Source organism: Bacteroides sp. AM10-21B (genome assembly GCF_003472565.1).
GTDB classification, from domain to species: Bacteria; Bacteroidota; Bacteroidia; order Bacteroidales; family Bacteroidaceae; genus Bacteroides; species Bacteroides propionicigenes.
The window spans coordinates 173,090-193,775 of the sequence record NZ_QRME01000003.1; the positions used below are offsets into that span (position 1 = coordinate 173,090).

Here is a 20,686-nt window from a genome sequence, read left to right on the forward strand (position 1 = left end):
AATTTATAATGTCATGAACAATCATTTGAAAATGAGGTGTTTTATTGTTTTTATGTTATTGTCATGTTTCTGTTGTGAGAATGTTTTCTCACAAGTACAGAAAGTGTCTGTTAATGTGAGAAACGCATCTCTCAAAGAAGTTTTTAAAACAATTGAACAACAAACTACCTATCGTTTTTCTTACCGTAACGCAACTATTGATAATAAGAAAGACATTTCTATTTCTAAATTAAATGCTACTGTTAATGTCGTGTTAGATGAAGCACTAAAGAATAGAAATTTATATTACAGCATAATATCATCTAAATCGATTGTTATTTCTGAAAAGATTAATAATGCAAATAAAAAAACAAAACATATTACCGGTATAGTAAGGGATATATCAGGAGATGCTGTTATAGGAGCAAATATTATGATAAAAGGGACTAATATAGGTGCTATTACAGATATAAACGGTCATTTTGAACTTGAAGTACCTTATGAAGGCGTCATGGTTGTTTCATATATGGGCTATATTGAGCAAGAGTTATCACTTAAATCAAATAATTCATTTTCTATCACTTTAGAAGAAAATACACAAGCATTGGATGAAGTTATAGTGATTGGTTATGGAACTCAAAAAAAGGTGGATTTGTCTTCTTCAATTGCCACACTCTCGTCTAAGGATATAGGACAATTGCCAAATGGGTTGGAAACGGGATTGCAGAGTTCAGTGCCCGGAGTGCAGATAACAAATGGGAGAATCCGCATTCGTGGTGTGGGAAGTATAAATGATACAGATCCATTATATGTCGTGGACGGAATGATTGGAGGTGCTGTACCTGATGAAAATAATATTGAAAGTATCCAGATTTTAAAAGATGCAGCTTCTTGTGCTATTTATGGAGCAAGAGGGGCTAATGGTGTGATACTTATTAACACAAAGCGGGGGCAAGTAGGTAAAGTTAAGGTGGAATATAATGGTTATGCAGGGCTTAAGGAATTACAACATACTATAGATCTGTTGAATGGACGGGAGCTGGCTGAATTGGTTAATGAGGAATTATACAATGCCGACCCGACGCGGAATGATTATATGAAAGCTCTTTCAAATCCTGAATCTATTGGTGAGGGATACAATATGTTGAATGCCCTTAAACGTACGGGATTTTATCAGAAACACAACTTATCGCTTAATGGTGGTTCGGAAACGGCTCATTTTAGAATTAATGGAGTCTATTCTTCTGATCAACCGACATTCATAAAAGAAGATAGCAAGAGTTTGGGATTACAGTTTATCTCAGATTTTAAAGTTGGGAATTTTGAGTTTGGTGAAACATTTACGATAAAAAGGCTTAACCGTGACTGGAGCAACAAAAATGTTTTGGAATCTTTGCAATGGTCACCTACGGTTCCGTTTTATGATGAAAATAATCCGACAGGATTCATGGGGGCAAGCAATGGAACAACTTGTGGAAATCCTTTAGCTCAAGCACATTTAAATTGGAATAAGACGGAAACAACACTAATAAACGGAAATGCATGGGGAGTGTGGAATATACTGCCTGGTTTGAAATATAAATTCAATATGGGGGTTGATTTCTATACTACTATGACTCAAAATTATGATGGTGATTATGTTATTATTTATTGTACACATTCTCCTGATCAGTACGACCTTTCTAGTATTAAGTCAAACAGAGTACTATACGAAAATACTCTTTCGTATGAGAAAGATTTTGGTAAGCATAATATCAGCGCTTTGATTGGTGTAACATCGGAGCAAACAAAAAGATTGGGAGTGAATGCAGGGGTAAGGGCCTTGGCGAGTGAATCTGTTCTTTCTTTGGGAACAACAAGAGATTATGATTCAAGGACAGTCGGCTCTTCAGAATTCGAATCTGCTATGTATTCATTGTTGGGAAGAATCAACTACAGTTACGATAGTAAATATATGATGACAATAAACTTCCGTCGAGATGGCTCTTCGAACTTTAGTAAAAAAAATCGCTATGGTAATTTTCCTTCATTTTCTGCAGCTTGGAGAGTTAGTCAGGAAAAATTCATGAGAAATCTGGATTTCATTACTGATCTTAAAATTAGAGGAAGCTGGGGGATATTAGGAAATTCTAACATTAATGCTTATCAATACCAAAGTACTGTATCATTTGATAAAATATGCTATTATTTAAACAATGTAAGGGTAGCTGGAGGATTTCCTACCACTCCTTCAAATCCTGATGTAAAGTGGGAAAGCCAATATTCTACAGATTTAGGACTGGATCTGTCAATGTTCAATAACCATTTGTCCTTTACATTTGATTATTTTTATAAGAAGACCAAAGATATGCTTGTAGAAGTGCCAATTTCATTTGCAGCTGGCTTTAGAGATGTTTTTCCTGTTTTAAATGCGGGTAGTATTCAGAATAAGGGTATGGAACTTATGATTACATATAGAAATAGGTATAAGAAACTTGATTATTCAATTTCTGCAAATTTATCTTCTGTAAAGAATAAGGTTGTAGAATTGGGAACTAAAAATGAAATATTTGCTTCGAATGAAATTTCAAAAACAGTTGTTGGCAAACCAATAGGAATGTTTTGGGGATATGTTACTGATGGACTTTATACCTCTGTTGATCAACTTAATGAAGATAAGGCATTTGCACCTAATGCACAATTAGGAGATGTACGTTTCAAGGATTTGAATAATGATGGTAAACTAAATGCTGATGATCAGGATTTTATAGGAAATCCAATTCCGAAACTGAACTTTGGACTAAGTTCAAATTTGAGCTACCGTACCAATGTAGGTGTTTTTGATTTATCAATGATATGGCAGGGAACTTATGGTAATGATATATATAATAATACCAGATATTATGGTGAAGGAATGTTTGGATATACTAATTGCTTTGCCAGTACAAAAAACCGGTATCGTGCAGAAGAGTTGTCATTTACCAATCCGGTATCAGGCGTTACTACAATATATCCAAAGAATACAGACACCGATATTCCAAGAGCTGTTTTTGGAGATCCGAATCAAAACTCTAGGAAATCTGATAGGTTTGTGGAAGACGGAAAATATTTACGTTTGAAATCTTTGGTATTATCGTACTCCTTACCAACTAATTTAATAAAGAAATTGAATATAGAGAAAATGAAATTCTTTATTGGCGGTAAGAATCTTTTGACATTTACAGGTTATTCAGGCTTTGACCCTGAAGTAGGAGATCAAAATACAGAGAACAATCTTACTAGGGGAATTGATGCTTCATCTACATGGGGCTCTACATTTCCTAACATAAGAGAATATTACATGGGACTTGAACTTGTATTTTAATTAAAAAACTTATTCGATATGAAACAATTTCTTAAAATATATACTTTGTTAGTAACTACAATGGTTGGGGCAACTGCATGTGTGCCAAATATGGATTTGAATAATCCTGAAGAAGTATCGACGGAGACATATTATACAAAAATTGAACAATTAGAAGCAGCTATTATACCTGCCTATCAGGCTTTGTTCGGAGTGTCACAGGGAGGCTATGCTGTAGGCGCATTCAATAATCAGTTGGCTCCGGGTGATGATTTTGATGCAACACCATCTAATACTATTTTTCAAGATACATATACTACTCCTGCGTATGATGCTACTATTTTAAATTCATGGAAAGATTTCTTTTCAGGAGTATATGCTGCAAATTTGGCAATAGAGAAAATAGAAAATTATACTGGTGATATTCAGGAGAGTATTAGGGATAGAATGTTGGGTGAAGCCTATTTTCTGAGAGGATTACATTATATGCATCTGTGTATGTTGTTTGGAGAAACGGTTCCCCTGTATGATCATTCGGTAACTGATGCCAGTGACTATTACAAAGGAAATGCCCAACGGGGTGAAATATATGCATTTATCATTGATAATTTCTCTAAAGCGGCTGAACTTTTGCCGGTTCGTAGTAAGTTATATGAAAATGAGTCATATATTGGTAGGGCAACTAAGGGAGCTGCACAAGGATACTTAGCTAGGGCATATCTGTATCGTCCTTTATTAGAGAAAGGCTCCACTGCCGAATTTAGTAAAGCAGAAAAAGTGTTGAAGGAAATAATTGATAGTAATGAATACGAGCTTGTGGACAATTTCCGGGATAATTCAGTAGGAAATAATGAAAATAATAAAGAATCAATATTTGAAGTGCAAATGTTATTAGGAGCAGATTTTTTTGAACAATCCTATTCCTTACGGTGGCAAATGATAGGTGTTCCTAGCGGAACAGGGAGTGCTTGGTGGCAATTAGCTCCGAATCAGCGTACTTACAACGAATTTGAGGAAGGTGACCCGAGAAAATTTATGACCCTATGGTGCCCTGAAGGTGCTTATTATACAGAACTAAATGGTAATGTAGCCGATTGGGAATATATGTATGGACATTACCCGGTGGAAGTTTCACTTTATGGTACACGTAAGTATTGTTTAGATTATCAAATTGGGAATATTGCAAATGAGCATAATGAAAGGTTGATGCGTTATGCAGATATATTGCTTATGTATGCAGAATGCTTACATGAGGCAGGGCATGATAATCTAGCGATAACAGATCCAAATGGCCCTAAATATTGGATTCAAGTTGTACGATCACGTGCAAATAATATAGTACCCTCTGAACAGCCACATTTGTGGTATCAACACTCTCCTGGAACTATTCCGGACGTTGAAACTCTTTTAGCTTCAGGAAGTGTAATAAATGGAGTTCCAATGAATAATGTCAAAAATTTGATTGTGCACGAAAGATATGTTGAATTTTGTGGTGAGTATTTACGTTATTTTGATCTGTTGAGGTGGGGAATGGCAGATGAGAAATGGCTGGAATCTATAAAAGATTTGGGTTGGACAGAAAAAGCTATGTACTATCCATTTCCACAACAAGAGCTAAATAATAATAAGAATTTGCAAGGAAATGAGATGAATAAATAAAGGTATTAAAAAATGAAGAAGATATTTGTACAATTGCTAATTGCTATCATAGGAGCTAATTATTGTTTAGCCCAAGAAGAGTGTACTCCTTTAATTTCTTTTGGGACAGCGCTGGATGCAAAGTCTCAAATTGAAGCCGCTCGGAAAAATGCTCTGTCCATAGTAGACCCACAGGTTGGATATTGGAGAGCAAAAGGAGACCAACATCGAAATTATTTTTTTAAAGAGGCCAATGAAAATATGCCATATAGGTTATATGTGCCTCAAAATTGGGATGGCAAAAGTGATTTACCGTTAGTAATGTTTTTGCATGGTGGGTGGAATGATGAAAATTCATATGTAGATGCTAATGATAGACAACTCATCAAGTTAGCCGAAAAATATGGATACTTATTGGTTTCTCCATTGGGTTGTCATGCAGCTTATGGCAATAATCTGTTGTTACCAGCTGTATTTGGTGAAACAGAAGAAAGCTCTAAGATAATTGCTGCAGGGAGAAATAAAATGTATTCTAAGGAAGAACAAATATTAAGTGAGAAAGATATTATTAATGTGTTGGAATTGATTCTTGCCGAATATCCAATAGATAAAAAAAATATGTTTTTAACAGGACACTCTATGGGAGCTGGAGGTACTTGGTATTTAGGTGCAAAATACTCTAATTATTGGAAAGGATTAGCTCCGATGTCTGGTCCTTTTGTGCTTGAGCATGGATATCCTTGGGATAGTATTAGCAATATACCGGTCTTTATATCTGAAGGCTCTAAGTCGGCAAGTAAAAGTAGCCGGTTGATTTATAAATATATGTCTGAAAAGAACTATGAGGTGGAGTATATGGAGGTAAATAAAGGGCATGGAGAAATGATACCAGTTGTTCTTCCTCATGTTTTTTTGTTTATGGAAAGAGTTCGGAATGAGACAAAATAGCTGTAACTTAATTATAATTACTTGAATCTATTGTAAAAGTTTCATTATCGGTGAAATATCGGAGATAACATAGAGGTTAGAAAAGCATATATATGCTTTTCTAACCTCTATGTTTGATGGACTGTTTGCTAATGTAGTTGGTGTAATGTGTTATTTTCCGATGCAGAAATGCTGAAATATATTTTGTAATACCATATCATTCGTTACCTCTCCCGCAATATCACTCAAATGAAAAATACACTCCCGAATATCTTGTGATACGAAATCTCCGGAAATATTATTTGCCAGACCTTTTTGAACTCGATGAATGGCTTCCAGTGCATTGTTTAATGCTTCATAGTGACGGACATTTGTTACTATGACATCATTTTGAGTAATTGCAGGAAGATGGGCGGATGTTATTAGCATCTGCTGAAGTTCTTCTATATGTTCTCTTTTTTTTGCAGATAAGGTGATTGATTTTACACTATCAGGAAAGTAGGCAGGAATAGTATTCTGCATATTATTCACTAAATCCACTTTATTGTAAACGAGGATAAGTTGTTTCCCTTCACAGCGGGGAAGGAGTTGATTGGACAACTGTGTAATTTGAGCTTGGGCATCCGTAGCGTCAATCATCCAAAGAACAATTTCCGCCTGATTCAGCTTTTGAAAAGTGCGTTCTATACCAAGATTTTCGATGGTATCGTTGGTCTCACGAATACCTGCCGTATCAATAAAGCGGAAAGTGATGCCACCGATATTGACCGTATCTTCTATCACATCGCGCGTAGTACCATGAATGTCGCTGACAATAGCTTTTTCTTCATTAAGCAAAACATTGAGTAACGTGGATTTTCCTGCGTTTGTTTCTCCGATGATGGCTACCGGAACCCCATTCTTTATGGCATTACCTACACTGAAGGAGTTCACCAAGCGGGTTATCACTTTTTCGATGTTATCCGCTAACTGACAAAGTTCGGAGCGGTCGGCAAATTCCAGTTCCTCGTGATCGCTAAAGTCTAATTCCAGTTCGATGAGTGAGGTGAAATGGAGTAGTTGATCGCGTAGGGTGGCAAGTTCTTTACTGAAACCGCCTCGCATTTGGCTCATGGCAAGACGGTGAGTAGCTGCAGAAGAGGAAGCGATTAGGTCTGCAACAGCCTCTGCCTGGCTTAAATCCATTTTGCCATTAAGGAATGCGCGTTGGGTATATTCACCCGGACCGGCCATGCGGCAGCCGTTCTTGATTAGTAGTTGCAATACTTTCTGCAGAATGTAGGCGGAACCATGACAAGTAATCTCCGTACTATTCTCACCTGTATAGGAATGAGGGGCACGAAACAAGCTGACGAGCACTTCATCTATAACTTCAGAATCGTCATAAATTCGTCCGAAAGTGAGCGTATAAGGTTTGCTGTCCTCTAACTTTTTATTGGTAGCCGCAGGGATAAAAATACGGGATGTGATTTCGATAGCTTCCGGTCCGGAGACACGAATACATCCGATAGCCCCTCCCTGGGCGGTAGCTATAGCGCAGATAGTATCTTGGTTCATGATTTCCAGCTTGTTTTATTTGACAAAGATAATGCTTTCTTCATAAAAAAGCAGCTACAATGATGCAAGTTCTTAGCTTTTATCGTAACTTCGTATGAATTAATGACTACAAACAAGACATCTATGGAGGCCGAATATAACTCCTATTGGAGAAGTGACGAAAGAGAAACAATACAGGAAGATTTTCAGAAGATTGTTTCTGTTCTGACTGCACATCAAATAGCTTTGTGGGAATATGATATCCCTACGGGAAGATGTAGTTTTTCGGATGATTATTTTCTGATATTAGGTTTGGATAAACTGAATATACATTTTAAGGATATGGAGGAGTCCTATCATTTTATTCATCCGGATGATTTGCCGTCCTATCAGGAGGAGTTTGAAAAAATGTTGAAGTCGGAGACAAAAACCGCACAGATTCCATATCGTTTTGTCGGAAGCCGGGGAGAGGTGGTTTGGGTGGAAGACCATTTTCTGTCTTATCAGCGGAATGACTATGGACATCCGCAGAAGTTGGTGGTGTATACAGTGAATGTGACTGCCAAACGCGAAAAAGAGTTGGAGATAGCCCGTCTTGCCGAACATAACCGGAAAATAATAGAGGCGCTCCCTGAATTCATATTTATATTTGATGACAAATTCTTTCTTATTGATGTGATGATGGCTCCGGGTACAGTATTGCTTCACCCGGTGGAAGTTCTGAAAGGAGCGGACGGTCGTTCTATCTATTCTCCACAGGTAAGTGAACTTTTCTTGAAGAATATTCATGAATGTTTGGAGGATAATCAACTGCGGGAGATTGAATATCCGTTGGATGTGGACGGGAGACGTTACTACTTCCAGGCTCGCATTGTACCCTTTGAAGGCAATAAGGTCTTGGCATTGATTCATGATATTAGTGATCGTGTACGCCGTTCGAATGAACTGATTGAGGCTAAGCGGAAGGCGGAAGAAGCTGATAGTATGAAAACACTCTTTTTGGCTAATATGAGCCATGAAATCCGTACTCCGTTGAATGCAATAGTCGGTTTCTCTGAAATTGTGTCTCTGACTGAAGATGAGAATGAAAAGAAGGAGTATTTGGAGATTATTCAGAAAAATAGCGGCTTGTTACTGCAACTTATCAATGATATATTGGATTTATCCCGCATTGAATCAGGACGGTCTGAGATGCATTTCGGTCCGGTGTCTTTGTCGGCTTTACTGACGGAGGTGGCAAAGGTACATCGTCTTAAAATACCCCATGCGATACAATTGGAAGTAATACTGCCTAAGGAGGATATCACTATCAATACCGACCGAAACCGATTGACCCAGGTACTTTCTAACTTTATGTCCAATGCCATTAAAAATACCTCAGAGGGGCGTATTGTATTAGGGTGTGTTGTTGAAATGGAATGAGATAGATGGCTTGTTTAAAAAAGGTTATGAGATGTTGTGGGCAAGGGATGGGGAGGAGGCCATAGAGTGCTTCCTTAATGACAAGCCTGATTTTGTATTAATCAATCTGAAACTTGCCAAATTGGATGGTGTGCAAGTGATAGAGAAGATGAAACAAGTTTCCGCTGCTATACCCGTTGTTGCTATAGCGGAACACTCATGCTATACAGCAAAACAACAGGCATATCAGGCGGGATGTGATAAGGTTGTAGTAAAACCTTATTCATTAGACCGCTTGAAAGAGACGGTCAGGGTTTTATTGCAAGACGCTTAAATACGTTCGAGCACTTTAAGGATAAGGTGGTCAATGGTATTTTTATATCCTGTATTGGCTTCCTTAATCAAGCGGTTGGCTATTACCATACAAACTGTCATAGCCTTGTGTCCCATTAGGCGGCTAAGACCGGCCAATGCGGAACTTTCCATTTCAAAATTGGTAACCTTATAGCCGTTATATTCGAATTTTTCAATCTTCTCATTTTGATGCGGATCTGCCAGAGGTACACGAAGTTCGCGTCCTTGCGGGCCGAAAAAGCCACCTGCGGCGATGGTTACACCTCGCACCATATCATCTCCGGCTATGCGGTTTATCAATTCGGTATCTGCATCAATCACGTAAGGAGCCGGTGCGCACATATTTCCCGTCCAGCCCATGTGGTTGAGGAAAGCGCGTTCGAAAGGTAAGTCGCAAACAGAATTACGTCCGGCATAGAAGTTCAGCAAGCCGTCAAAACCGATAGATTTGGCGGAGCAAACAAAAGTTCCCACAGGAGTATAAGGTTGCAGACCGCCGCAAGTGCCGATACGCACCAATTCCAGCTGACGTAACTGAGACTTTTCTTCCCGGGTTTGGAAGTCGATATTGGCAAGGGCATCCAATTCGTTCATTACAATATCGATATTGTCACAACCGATACCGGTAGAAACGACGGTAATGCGCTTACCTTTATATGTACCTGTAATCGTTTTGAACTCGCGGCTCTCCACTTCACATTCTTTACTCTCAAAATGGGAGGCAACCAGTGCCACTCGTCCGGGGTCACCCACAAGGATTACTTTATCTGCCAGCCATTCGGGCTTTACATGTAAATGGAAAACGGAACCGTCTTCATTGATTATCAGTTCGGAAGATGCAAAATACTTTTTCATGTTACAGGATATTATAAGTTCGTTTATAAAGAGAAAACGCCGGTAACCGGTTTCTGTTCACCGGTTCCGACGTTTATATTGATGAATTTACCGGTTTACTTGCTCAACGGCTGACTGGATGTGCCGGTTGTCGGTTTGGCAATGTTCTCGCGCATCGAAGTATCGGCCTCAATGTTCTTCATGCGATAATAATCCATTATGCCCAAGTTGCCGCTACGGAATGCTTCAGCCATAGCCTTAGGCACTTCCGCCTCGGCTTCAATTACTTTGGCACGTGCTTCCTGTGCTTTGGCTTTCATTTCCTGTTCGCTGGCAACGGCCATGGCACGGCGTTCTTCCGCTTTTGCCTGAGCGATGTTCTTGTCGGCATTTGCTTGGTCTATCTGTAAAGCTGCACCGATGTTCTTACCTATGTCGATGTCGGCAATATCAATGGACAGGATTTCAAAAGCCGTACCGGCATCCAGTCCTTTGCGGAGCACCAGTTTCGAGATAGAGTCCGGATTTTCCAGAACGGATTTATGGTTCTCGGAAGAACCGATGGACGATACGATACCTTCACCTACACGGGCAAGGATTGTGTCCTCTCCTGCGCCACCTACCAGTTGACGGATATTGGCGCGTACAGTGACACGGGCTTTGGCAATTAGCTGGATACCGTCTTTTGCCACTGCAGTGACAGGAGGAGTGTCAATAACCTTCGGGTTTACCGACATCTGGACTGCCTCGAACACATCACGTCCGGCAAGGTCAATGGCGGTTGCCATTTGGAAAGGTAATTCTATATTGGCCTTGGAAGCGGATACCAACGCATGTACTACTTTCTCGACGTGTCCGCCGGCAAGGTAGTGTGCTTCCAATTCATCGCGGGTGATGTTGCTCAGACCGGCTTTATGCGCTTCAATCAAGCCCGGCACAATGATGTAAGGCGGTACGTTACGGATGCGCATCAGGAATAGCTGGACCAGTGATATGTTTACTCCTGAAACTTTGGCGGACAGCCATAGGAAAAATGGTACGTAGTGGAAAAACAGTACCAGAAAAATGATACCGCCTACGATAATGAAGGCAGTGAGATACATTGTGCTTGGATCCATGATTTTTAGTTATTAATGGTTACTATTATTGAATATCAATTTATGATTATGACTTGCCAGCTTTCTCTACGAGAATTACTCCGTCCGTAATGCGATTTACTATGATAGGAGTTTTCTCATTCAGAAAGCCGTCTGTGGATTTTACTTCTACGATGTCACCGTTTATTTCGGCATATCCGATGAGGGCGAGACGGGTGGTGGTAATACCGGTATCACCTATCTTCACTCTCTCTTCGGCGCTGCGGTCTACTTTTGAAGTGATATTTTTCTTCAAAGCTATCTTATCCAGGGTTTTAGAACGCATAAACCATACCAATGAGCCTACACAAGCTATGGCGGATATGGCAAGTGTGATGACCCCGGCTGTTGTCCCTAAATTGGCGAAAGCATAATAATTGGCATAAATGATGCAACCGCCTGCCAGAAAGCCTGCAATGCTGATACCCGGTACTATGAATAATTCTACGAGGAACAGTATGACTGCCGCAACGACCAATACTACGATAATGAAGATGTCCATAGCTATTTTATTTAATGGTTTGCTTTTCTAATTTGCGTACTTGGATAGCTGCACGGTCTGTTTCGGTGGCTAACTGTTGCACTCGTTTCTCTAAATCAAGTATGGCCGGAGCCATTTTGCTTTTTTCATTTTGATTGGCACGCGAATATTGGGCGCGCATATTCTCCAGTTTGCTTTGCTGCTGATTGTAGCTTTCTTCCAATTGAAGATACTTTTTGAATTGCGCTTTCGCCTGTGGAGAACGGAAGTCGGCGGCATAATGATAAATATGCCTGTCGTCAATTACAAATTCAAACTCATGACGTTTCTTGGTTTCCGGCTTTTCTTGCATCACTTCTTGCAGACGTTTTTGGGCATCGGCTACTAAGTTTTCATCGGTCCAAGTGTCTTTAATGGAATGAAGTTGGGCAAGCTTTATCAGTTTGGGTTTATCCATGTTTTCATAGTTGTACACCTGTTTGGATGAGGTCGGAACGAACACATATATGCAAACTTTGCCTTCCGGCTGATAACGGTCGGAGGCAAACCAACCGAGGTTGTTGAATTCGTCTATGACATACATATAGTCGTTGTAGGGAGAGTTGAAAGGCATACCTACGTTCTCCGGAGTGAGGTAGGTGTCAGTATTCATGTTGTAGCGCGTTACGAAAATATCGTAGCCTCCCATTGATGCCGGACCGTCGGCGGCGTAGTAGATAGTGATGCCGTCTGCCAATACATACGGATAACCGGCGTTCATGGATTCGTTGATACTGCCCGGCAGCATATTGCCTTTACCCCATTCATCAAGCATTTTATTGCGCGACAGGATGTTGAACGTACTGTCTTTTTGCAGTTCGCTGTAATAAATCTTGTTTCCTAATTCCGTTTCGTACACAGTACCGCCCTTGCTGTTGGAATTTTCAAAGTAAACATCGTACATAAACAACTTGCCGGATTCGGGACTGATTCTGTATGCTTTGAGGAAGTCTTTCTTGTCCACCACGAAACTGTCGATGAAGCATACTTCTTCCACACCTTTCAGCATACGGAGATTTGCCTTGCTCTTTTCCAGAAGTTTTTCCGCTTCGGTGGTGGAGCGTTTCCGCTTTTCCAGTTCGGCAATGTAGTCTTCAAAAGTATTGACGGCCTCTTCAAAACGGTAGGTGTCATTGTAGGCCTGCCCCAAATAGAGTTGTCCGCCGGTGGCGCGACGCTTTACGGCTGTTTCCAAATATTTTATGGCTTCTTCCGCTTCTCCCGTATTCAGGCAGCACACGCCATACCACAGATTATAACTTCCATTATTAGGCTGTGATTTTACGAATTTCTTAAAAGCGGGCTTCGCTTGTTCATATTGCCCTTTTTCATAGAGTGCTTTCGCTTGTGCAAGGGTTTGCGCTGAAGCGTGTATGCCAAAGAAACCGAACAATAAAAACAGTATATATCTATTCTTCATACTAAAAATCTTTTTAATGAGTTCAAAAATACAAATTTATCGGGAATAAAGCCGTCTTCCGTAATTCTATTATGTTAATTCTTCTTTAAATGATTCTTTTCAGTTACTTTTGCAGCCGACTTTTAACTGATTTTTATGGCACAATTTACAGAGGAAGAGAAGACATTGCGGCGTATTGACAAGCGGTTCAGTAAAGGGGTGGTGGAATACGGGCTGATAGAAGACGGTGACAAGATTCTTATTGGGCTTTCGGGCGGAAAGGATTCCTTGGCATTGGTTGAGTTATTGGCTCGTCGCGCCCGGGTTTTTAAACCGAAGTTTTCGGTGGTCGCTGCCCATGTGGTGATGCGGAATATTCCCTATCAGAGCGATACGGATTATCTTAGAGGCTATGCCGAATCGTGGGGAGTGCCTTTTGTGCTGTACGAAACGGAGTTTGACGCAAGTACGGACACGCGTAAATCACCTTGCTTCCTGTGTTCTTGGAATCGGCGTAAGGCGCTGTTTACCGTAGCCAAGGAACAAGGATGCAACAAGATAGCTTTGGGACATCATATGGATGATATTCTGGAGACATTGCTGATGAACATTACTTATCAGGGCGCATTCAGTTCGATGCCGCCGCGACTGGTGATGAAGAAGTTCGACATGACGATTATCCGGCCGATGTGCCTTGTGCACGAAGCGGACTTGACGGAACTGGCGGAGATAAGGGCTTATCGGAAGCAAAAGAAGAATTGCCCTTATGAATCACAATCGAGCCGGAGCACGATGAAAGGAGTTTTGCATCAGTTGGAGGAAATGAATCCGGAGGCGAGGTATAGCCTGTGGGGAAGCATGACTAATGTACAGGAAGAGTTGTTGCCCCGAAAGATTTAACCGTCCTTAATCACCAATCGCTAATAACTAATCATTAACCACTATATGAAAGCTTTTTATACCATTTTACTATTGATTGTGTCCAACGTCTTTATGACATTTGCTTGGTACGGGCATTTAAAGTTGCAGGAAATGAAAGTTATATCCAGTTGGCCGCTTTATGCCGTTATCCTCTTTTCGTGGGGAATTGCGCTTGCGGAGTATTCTTTCCAGATTCCCGCCAACCGCATCGGATTCATCGGCAATGGCGGCCCGTTCTCATTGATGCAGCTGAAGGTTATTCAGGAGGTGGTGACGCTTATTATCTTTACGATATTTACCACGGTACTGTTCAAAGGCGAGAGTTTGCACTGGAATCATTTTGCAGCATTTGTTTGCTTGGTGCTGGCTGTGTATTTCGTCTTTTATAAATAAAGGGGGTTGTCAAAATGTAAAAGCCCTATCATTAGCTTCGCTCAAAACATCTTTTGATTTTTACGCTAAGGTATAGTCTGTCATTCAGAGGAGCTTGCGACGAAGAATCTCCTCTCTTATGTATGCAGAGAAGAGATTCTTCACTATGTTCAGAATGACAGAGTGATAGGACTTTTACATTTTGGCATTCATCTCTTTATTTTCCTGCCATATATTTTTCCATTCCTTTTGTGTAGAACGTCTGGAACTCTCCTTTTTCGTCAGTATATATAAAACATGCGTCAAGGTCGGGGTGGGCATCAGCGAAACGTTCGGCTTCCTCCAATCCCATAACCATGAAGGCAGTGGCGTAAGCGTCGGCACTCATACAATCGGGGGCAACTACTGTTGCCGACAGTATGTTGTGCTGTACCGGGTATCCTGTGCGCGGATCTATGGTATGGGCATATTTCTTACCGTCTTTGTAGTAATAGTTCCGATAGTTACCGGAGGTGGCTATGCCTACGTTAGTGACTTGCAATACAGTCTGTAATTCTTGATTTACTGCAAGTGAATCGTCTATCGGCTTGTTAATGCCGATTCTCCACAGGCTTTTTTTCGGATTCTCTCCGCGGACTACTACTTCTCCGCCTATATCTACCATAAAGTTGCCAACTCCTTTCTTTTCCAGCAATTGTGCAATGACATCTACCGCATATCCTTTGGCTACTGCACTGCACGAAAGCATGACGCGAGGGTCTTGTTTAAGAACTTTTCCTTCGGTGGATAATGAAACTTTCGAATAGCCTGTAATGTCTAATAAACTGTCTATCATGGCAGAGTCGGGAAACGCTCCTTTCTTGAAGCCGAATCCCCAAGCATTAGCCAAGGGGGCTACCGTGATGTCAAATGCGCCTCCGGTTTCTTGGGAAACCTCCATGCTGCGACGGAATACGTTGGTAAAGAAGGTGTCGGGTACGATGTCCTCATTACGGTTGATGCGTGTAATGGTGGCTGTATCGTTGAACGGAGACAACGAACCGTCGAACCGCTTGAGTTCCGCCTCTATCTCTGCCTTCAAGTCACCGTCGTACTGATAGGTGATGTTGTAGACTGTTCCGAAAATCAGTCCGCTGGTAGTTTGGTAGGGGGCGGTGCGATTGTGGCGCGCCAGTATTCCGATAGTGCCTAACACAAGCAAGGCAATCCATAAAAAATTCCGTTGTGCTTTCTTATCCATAATGTATTATAGTGCTAAGTAAATGATTAAAATCGGTTTAAATCTTTCCTCTCTCCAACTCTCAACTAAAACAAAGATGTTCTATCAATATCTTCGTGCCGATAATGATAAGGATAATGCCGCCCCAAAGCTCTGCACGCAGTCTGCGGGCAATGCCGCACCCAAAGCGGATGCCGAACATCAGCCCTACAAACGACAGGACAAATGACACGAATCCTATGATGCCGATGGAGGGCATAAGGGAAGAGTAGTTGCGTACGCCCAGAAAGGCAAACGAAACACCTACCGCCAAAGCATCGATACTGGTGGCTACCGCCAATGCGGCGACAACTTTCAAACTGGTAGGGTCGAACTCGTGTCTGCATTCTTCGTCTTTGAAAGACTCCCTAACCATGCGTCCGCCCAAAAATGCCAGAATGGCAAAGGCAATCCAATGGTCTATGCTCTCGATGAGGTGGCTGAAAAAACTGGCGCCTATCCAGCCAAGCAATGGCATGAGTGCTTGGAAAAAGCCGAAAGCCAGCGCCATTATCAGCATCGGACGCAGCCGGACACGTTTCAATATGATGCCGCTGGCTATAGATACAGCAAAACAATCCATTGCAAGCCCTATAGCAAGTAGCCAGATTTCTAATCCTGTCATTGTCTTAGAATGGAAGTTTATAAGTTATTGTATAGGTGACACCCGTTGTGTTTCCGTTATACTTGCCGTAGCCCGGTACATACCACGGGTCGCCATTCTCGGCAACGGAAGAGCTCAGGCGGAACTTGAAGCGCAATGCCCAGCCCATGTACAGGTCTTTCCATACATGTGCCCGTATACCGACGCAAAACTCCGCCCATTGCATCGAGCCCTTCATCCCTTTATAGTTGAAGGGCAGGCTGTTTCCCCAGATGCCGTCTATCAAATTGGGGTTGCCTAAGCTGCCTCCGTATTCGGGGTCGCTCACCGGCAATGATTCTACATCGTATTTGAAGCCGGTTGCCGCATAACGCAGACCGACGAGTATCATATGGCCGTGTTTCTTGTTGTATAGCGCGTTGTAGTCCATGCCGATACGGAAATAGGGCGCACCGGTTTTATAATGTATGCCTTTCTCGCTCCAAGTGTCGGTATTACCATATCCTAATTCTACGATTGGGAAGAAACGGTTCTTGAGATTTACATCAACCGCCACTTCGCTACTGAAGAAATCACTTCCGAGTAGCTTGCTTCCGGGACCCCACAGGTCTACACTGACGGAGATACCGTTGTACAGCGGATAGTACACTTCCTCTTTGGCTTCTTTTTTCTCCGTCTTGGGTGGAGTGTTTGCCGGTGGAGCGGAAATGTTACTGTTTTGCGCCTGTAACGGAAGGGACAGCAGTAAGCAAAGCGCCAGGCTAATAGAATAGTTTAAGATTCTCTGTTCCATAAATTCCGGCTTCTTTATTTGCAATGCGAATAGAATCGAGGCTGTGACGGCTGTAATCCACTCCCGTTATAGCCTGTTTCATTTGATAACCGCAGTCCATCGACAGGAAGTAGGGGGTGTTGGTCTGATGGATTACAAGAGTGTCTGTCAGGGTTTTGCTGTAATGAAATACGAGTACAGTGGAATTTTCGGTATATCTCAGCGGAAGCGAAAGGTCGTGCACCTTCTTCTGGTTGTTGATGATAATGGAGTCCGTACCGAAAGCGGTGACCGTCAGCGAGTCTAACGTATCTTTGGACACGACCTTGGTTTCGGGGTCCAGCGTATAGAGGTAGCATTGCATCATGGCTCGTGTTGCCATCGAACAGTCGGCTTCTTCCGAACAGGACATTACTACACTGAAGACAGGGAGAAGAACAGCCCCGAATATGATAAATTTGACTAATGCTTTCATGGTTAAATCATTTTCTCAATTTGATACTTGTTGCGTTCCGGTGCATTGCGGGATATCAGTTCGCCGAGGAAACCGGCCACAAACAGCTGTGTGCCGATAATCATAGACGTGAGTGACAGGTAGAAGTAGGGAGAATCTGTCACAAGGCGGTACGGCATACCCTGATTCATGTAATACAACTTGCTTGCACCCACAATTACTACCGCTACGAATCCGATAAAGAACATCAGTGAACCCAATATGCCGAAAAAGTGCATGGGTTTGATGCCGAAAGTGGAGAGAAACCAGAGGGATATCAAATCCAAATATCCGTTGAAGAAGCGGTTCCATCCGCCGAACTTAGTCTTGCCGAATTTCCGTGCCTGATGATGTACCACTTTCTCGCCAATCTTCTTGAAACCGGCATTCTTTGCAAGATAAGGAATATAACGGTGCATTTCACCATATACCTCTATGTTCTTGATGACGTCTTTGCGATAGGCTTTCAGTCCGCAATTAAAGTCATGCAGGTTCTTTATGCCGGAAACCTTGCGTGCCGTAGCGTTGAACAGTTTTGTCGGTATGGTTTTGGACAGCGGGTCATATCTTTTTTGTTTCCAGCCGGATACCAAGTCGTAACCCTCTTCCGTAATCATGCGGTACAGTTCGGGTATCTCATCCGGGCTGTCCTGCAGGTCGGCGTCCATTGTTATCACGACATCTCCCTGCGCCTGTTCAAACCCGCAATAGAGTGCCGGAGACTTGCCATAATTACGGCGGAATTTTATCCCCCGCACTTTGTCCGACTTTGCTTGTAATTGTTCTATTATTTGCCATGAACGGTCGGTACTTCCGTCGTTGACGAAAATAACCTCGTAGGAAAAGTTATGGGTTTTCATTACCCGTTCAATCCATGCAAACAACTCTGGAAGAGACTCCTCTTCATTATATAAAGGAACAACGACTGAAATATCCATTTGCTTATTTACGATTTTACTGTTTACTTTATACCTGAATTTATCTGGAATCTGCCGTTTCCCGTCATCCTTTTTTGCGCCTCATAGCAAACAGGGCGGTAGGAAGGGCAAGCAACGAACCGCAAAACACATTCCATGACACCAATTGCATGGTGATGTCTATGGGAGTGAGCGATTTCACAGTGTCCAGTGTTTCTTGAAATATATCTGTATAGGCTTCTATGCCCGGTACGCCGCTTTGTTTCAGAATATTGATTTGCGATTCGTAGGCGTTGATAACAAAACCGTGGTCTATGAAGCGGAAATAAATGTAGTGCGCCACTGCCGTCAGCAACGCGGCGAACATATACATAAAGACTGTAAAGACCCATGCGTGCAAGAAGCTGATACTGCCGCCGCATACTGTATTTCGATACATCCGCACATAATAATATCCCATAAAAGGGACGCATAGCGTGAGCCCTACGAAAAGGAAAGATAAAAACGGGATTGTCAGCCCCAGAGGGAAGAGGATGAACTTTAAAATCCAATACCCGCCCAGATAAGTGCCGAACAACATTGCATATTGCATGTAACCTTTATTTTCTGCCATTTTTCTTAGAAATATGGTGCAAAGTTATAAATAATATTGGTTGTAGACCCTGTATTCTTGTTAAAGTTGAAAAAAGTTGGGGTAAGGTATTGCAGATTTAAAATTTTTATCTACCTTTGCACCCGCAAACATGGGTAAGTCCTATACGGCCAGCTCCCTTCGAATCCTCCAGGGCTTGATCGCAGCAAAGGTAGTTGGTTGTAGCGGCGCGATATAGAAAGCTTACCCGCCTGCCTCTTTAGCTCAGTTGGCCAGAGCACGTGATTTGTAATCTCGGGGTCGTTGGTTCGAATCCGACAAGAGGCTCAAAAAAAGAGACATATCTTTGCGGATATGTCTCTTTTTTTATGGCATATTTACTACATTTATCTTATTCTTCTGTATCCGTACACAGCGTTATTGCCTAATTCTTCTTCGATGCGCAACAGCTGGTTGTATTTAGCCATACGGTCCGAACGGCTTAAAGAACCGGTCTTGATTTGTCCGCTGTTGGTGGCTACGGCAATGTCGGCAATTGTGGAATCTTCGGTTTCGCCTGAGCGATGGGAAGTAACGGTGGTGTATCCATGGCGGTGTGCCATTTCGATGGCATTCAGTGTTTCCGTCAAAGAGCCGATTTGATTTACTTTAATCAGTATGGAGTTTGCGCAACCCTTCTCGATGCCCATGGCAAGGAAATCTACGTTGGTAACAAATAAATCATCGCCTACCAACTGGCAACGGTTCCCGATACGGTCGGTCAGTTTTTTCCAGCCTTCCCAGTCGTTTTCGCTCATGCCGTCCTCGATGGAGTCGATGGGGTATTTGTTAATCAGCTCTTCCAGATAATCAACCTGTTCGTTGGCAGTACGTTTCTTACCTTTCTCACCTTCAAATTTGCTGTAGTCGTAAATACCGTCGTGGTAGAACTCGGAGGAAGCACAGTCCATGGCAATCATTACATCCTTGCCCGGTTCGTAGCCGGCAGCCTTGATGGCGGCAATAATCGAGTCCAAAGCATCTTCTGTTCCTGCCAAGCCGGGAGCAAAACCTCCTTCATCGCCGACGGCGGTGCTAAGACCACGGTCGTGCAACACTTTCTTCAAAGCATGGAATACTTCGGCGCCCATGCGCAGACCTTCGCGGAAGGAAGTTGCTCCTACCGGGCGTATCATGAACTCTTGGAAGGCAATAGGGGCGTCGCTGTGCGAACCTCCGTTGATGATATTCATCATCGGAACAGGCATTACATATGTATTTGTTCCGCCGATATAACGATAAAGAGGAACGTCAAGGTAGGCCGCCGCCGCTTTGGCTACGGCAAGTGACACGCCCAGAATGGCGTTGGCACCCAGATTGGATTTTGTCTTCGTGCCGTCCAGTGCCAGCATGGCATGGTCGATACTCATTTGTTCCAAAGCCGACATACCGATTAATTTGGGAGCAATGATGTTGTTGATATTGTCAACGGCTTTCAGCACACCTTTGCCGCCGTAGCGTTTTTTGTCACCGTCACGCAGCTCCAAAGCTTCGTGCTCGCCGGTGGATGCACCGGAAGGTACTGAAGCGCGACCGATAAAGCCTGACTCCAATATGACATCAACTTCTACTGTAGGGTTTCCTCTTGAATCGAGAATCTCACGTCCGATAATCTTTTCTATTTTCATCTTATTCTGTTTTTAATATAAATTCTACGAACTATAACAAGTGA

General features: G+C 42.2%; 17 protein-coding genes, 1 tRNA gene and 1 pseudogene. 7 read left to right on the forward strand and 12 right to left on the reverse strand.

Annotated elements, in window-relative coordinates:
* The first annotated feature begins 13 nt into the window (after positions 1–13).
* Genes DW121_RS04890 through DW121_RS04900 form a run of 3 tightly spaced genes read left to right on the forward strand, consistent with a single transcriptional unit; the run spans position 14 to position 5,887 of the window.
* On the forward strand, positions 14–3,322 hold the full coding sequence (locus DW121_RS04890) for a SusC/RagA family TonB-linked outer membrane protein (protein ID WP_233555771.1): 3,309 nt from the start codon (positions 14–16) through the stop codon (positions 3,320–3,322).
* 18 nt (positions 3,323–3,340) lie between these two features.
* Positions 3,341–4,960, forward strand: coding sequence for a RagB/SusD family nutrient uptake outer membrane protein (locus DW121_RS04895; protein ID WP_233514850.1), 1,620 nt, complete (start codon positions 3,341–3,343; stop codon positions 4,958–4,960).
* A gap of 12 nt (positions 4,961–4,972) precedes the next feature.
* Positions 4,973–5,887: an alpha/beta hydrolase-fold protein gene (locus DW121_RS04900; RefSeq protein ID WP_118323162.1), complete on the forward strand. Its 915-nt coding sequence runs from the start codon at positions 4,973–4,975 to the stop codon at positions 5,885–5,887.
* Between the two features lie 150 nt (positions 5,888–6,037).
* Here DW121_RS04900 and mnmE read toward each other — a convergent pair whose 3' ends face one another.
* Entirely contained in the window at positions 6,038–7,423 is a 1,386-nt protein-coding gene (mnmE, locus tag DW121_RS04905) for a tRNA uridine-5-carboxymethylaminomethyl(34) synthesis GTPase MnmE (RefSeq protein ID WP_118323163.1), read from the reverse strand.
* A gap of 123 nt (positions 7,424–7,546) precedes the next feature.
* On the opposite strand from mnmE, the pseudogene DW121_RS04910 reads away from it, so the two are divergent.
* A pseudogene (locus DW121_RS04910) lies at positions 7,547–9,137 on the forward strand (histidine kinase dimerization/phospho-acceptor domain-containing protein).
* Here DW121_RS04910 and DW121_RS04915 read toward each other — a convergent pair.
* The 4 genes from DW121_RS04915 to DW121_RS04930 all read right to left on the reverse strand — a co-directional run bounded on the left by DW121_RS04915 (position 9,134) and on the right by DW121_RS04930 (position 13,067).
* Positions 9,134–10,012, reverse strand: a complete 879-nt coding sequence (locus DW121_RS04915; RefSeq protein WP_117710674.1) for a nucleoside phosphorylase — start codon at positions 10,010–10,012, stop codon at positions 9,134–9,136. The pseudogene DW121_RS04910 and the gene DW121_RS04915 sit on opposite strands and share 4 nt — an antisense overlap.
* A 95-nt stretch (positions 10,013–10,107) precedes the next feature.
* Entirely contained in the window at positions 10,108–11,109 is a 1,002-nt protein-coding gene (floA, locus tag DW121_RS04920; protein WP_117710673.1) for a flotillin-like protein FloA, read from the reverse strand.
* A 46-nt stretch (positions 11,110–11,155) separates the two neighbouring features.
* The gene (locus DW121_RS04925; RefSeq protein ID WP_117710672.1) at positions 11,156–11,629 is read right to left on the reverse strand and encodes an NfeD family protein; all 474 of its coding nucleotides are present in this window, start codon (positions 11,627–11,629) and stop codon (positions 11,156–11,158) included.
* 7 nt (positions 11,630–11,636) lie between these two features.
* Positions 11,637–13,067 (reverse strand): tetratricopeptide repeat protein, encoded by a 1,431-nt coding sequence (locus tag DW121_RS04930; protein ID WP_117710671.1) that lies wholly within the window; start codon positions 13,065–13,067, stop codon positions 11,637–11,639.
* A gap of 135 nt (positions 13,068–13,202) precedes the next feature.
* Between DW121_RS04930 and DW121_RS04935 the strand changes: the two genes are divergently transcribed.
* Entirely contained in the window at positions 13,203–13,946 is a 744-nt protein-coding gene (locus tag DW121_RS04935; RefSeq protein WP_118323164.1) for an ATP-binding protein, read from the forward strand.
* A gap of 45 nt (positions 13,947–13,991) precedes the next feature.
* Positions 13,992–14,360 carry a DMT family protein gene (locus DW121_RS04940; RefSeq protein WP_117710669.1) on the forward strand — a complete coding sequence of 123 codons (369 nt, stop codon included), beginning with the start codon at positions 13,992–13,994 and terminating at the stop codon, positions 14,358–14,360.
* A gap of 196 nt (positions 14,361–14,556) precedes the next feature.
* Here DW121_RS04940 and DW121_RS04945 read toward each other — a convergent pair whose 3' ends face one another.
* The 6 genes from DW121_RS04945 to DW121_RS04970 form a co-directional block, all read right to left on the reverse strand.
* Positions 14,557–15,579 carry an FAD:protein FMN transferase gene (locus tag DW121_RS04945; RefSeq protein WP_118323165.1) on the reverse strand — a complete coding sequence of 341 codons (1,023 nt, stop codon included), beginning with the start codon at positions 15,577–15,579 and terminating at the stop codon, positions 14,557–14,559.
* Positions 15,580–15,640: 61 nt separating this feature from the next.
* Complete coding sequence (locus tag DW121_RS04950; protein WP_118323166.1) at positions 15,641–16,222, reverse strand: manganese efflux pump MntP family protein; 582 nt, start codon at positions 16,220–16,222, stop codon at positions 15,641–15,643.
* Between the two features lie 4 nt (positions 16,223–16,226).
* On the reverse strand, positions 16,227–16,994 hold the full coding sequence (locus DW121_RS04955) for a DUF6048 family protein (RefSeq protein WP_117710666.1): 768 nt from the start codon (positions 16,992–16,994) through the stop codon (positions 16,227–16,229).
* Positions 16,963–17,448 carry a DUF6452 family protein gene (locus DW121_RS04960; RefSeq protein ID WP_117710665.1) on the reverse strand — a complete coding sequence of 162 codons (486 nt, stop codon included), beginning with the start codon at positions 17,446–17,448 and terminating at the stop codon, positions 16,963–16,965. Before DW121_RS04960 ends, DW121_RS04955 begins: the two co-directional genes overlap by 32 nt.
* 2 nt (positions 17,449–17,450) lie before the next feature.
* Positions 17,451–18,404, reverse strand: a complete 954-nt coding sequence (locus tag DW121_RS04965; protein ID WP_117710664.1) for a glycosyltransferase family 2 protein — start codon at positions 18,402–18,404, stop codon at positions 17,451–17,453.
* A gap of 64 nt (positions 18,405–18,468) precedes the next feature.
* Complete coding sequence (locus tag DW121_RS04970) at positions 18,469–18,996, reverse strand: DUF4199 domain-containing protein (protein WP_118323167.1); 528 nt, start codon at positions 18,994–18,996, stop codon at positions 18,469–18,471.
* A gap of 232 nt (positions 18,997–19,228) precedes the next feature.
* Between DW121_RS04970 and DW121_RS04975 the strand changes: the two genes are divergently transcribed.
* A tRNA-Thr gene (locus DW121_RS04975) sits at positions 19,229–19,302 on the forward strand.
* Between the two features lie 59 nt (positions 19,303–19,361).
* Here DW121_RS04975 and eno read toward each other — a convergent pair.
* Complete coding sequence (gene eno, locus DW121_RS04980; RefSeq protein WP_117710662.1) at positions 19,362–20,642, reverse strand: phosphopyruvate hydratase; 1,281 nt, start codon at positions 20,640–20,642, stop codon at positions 19,362–19,364.
* Between the last annotated feature and the right edge of the window lie 44 nt (positions 20,643–20,686).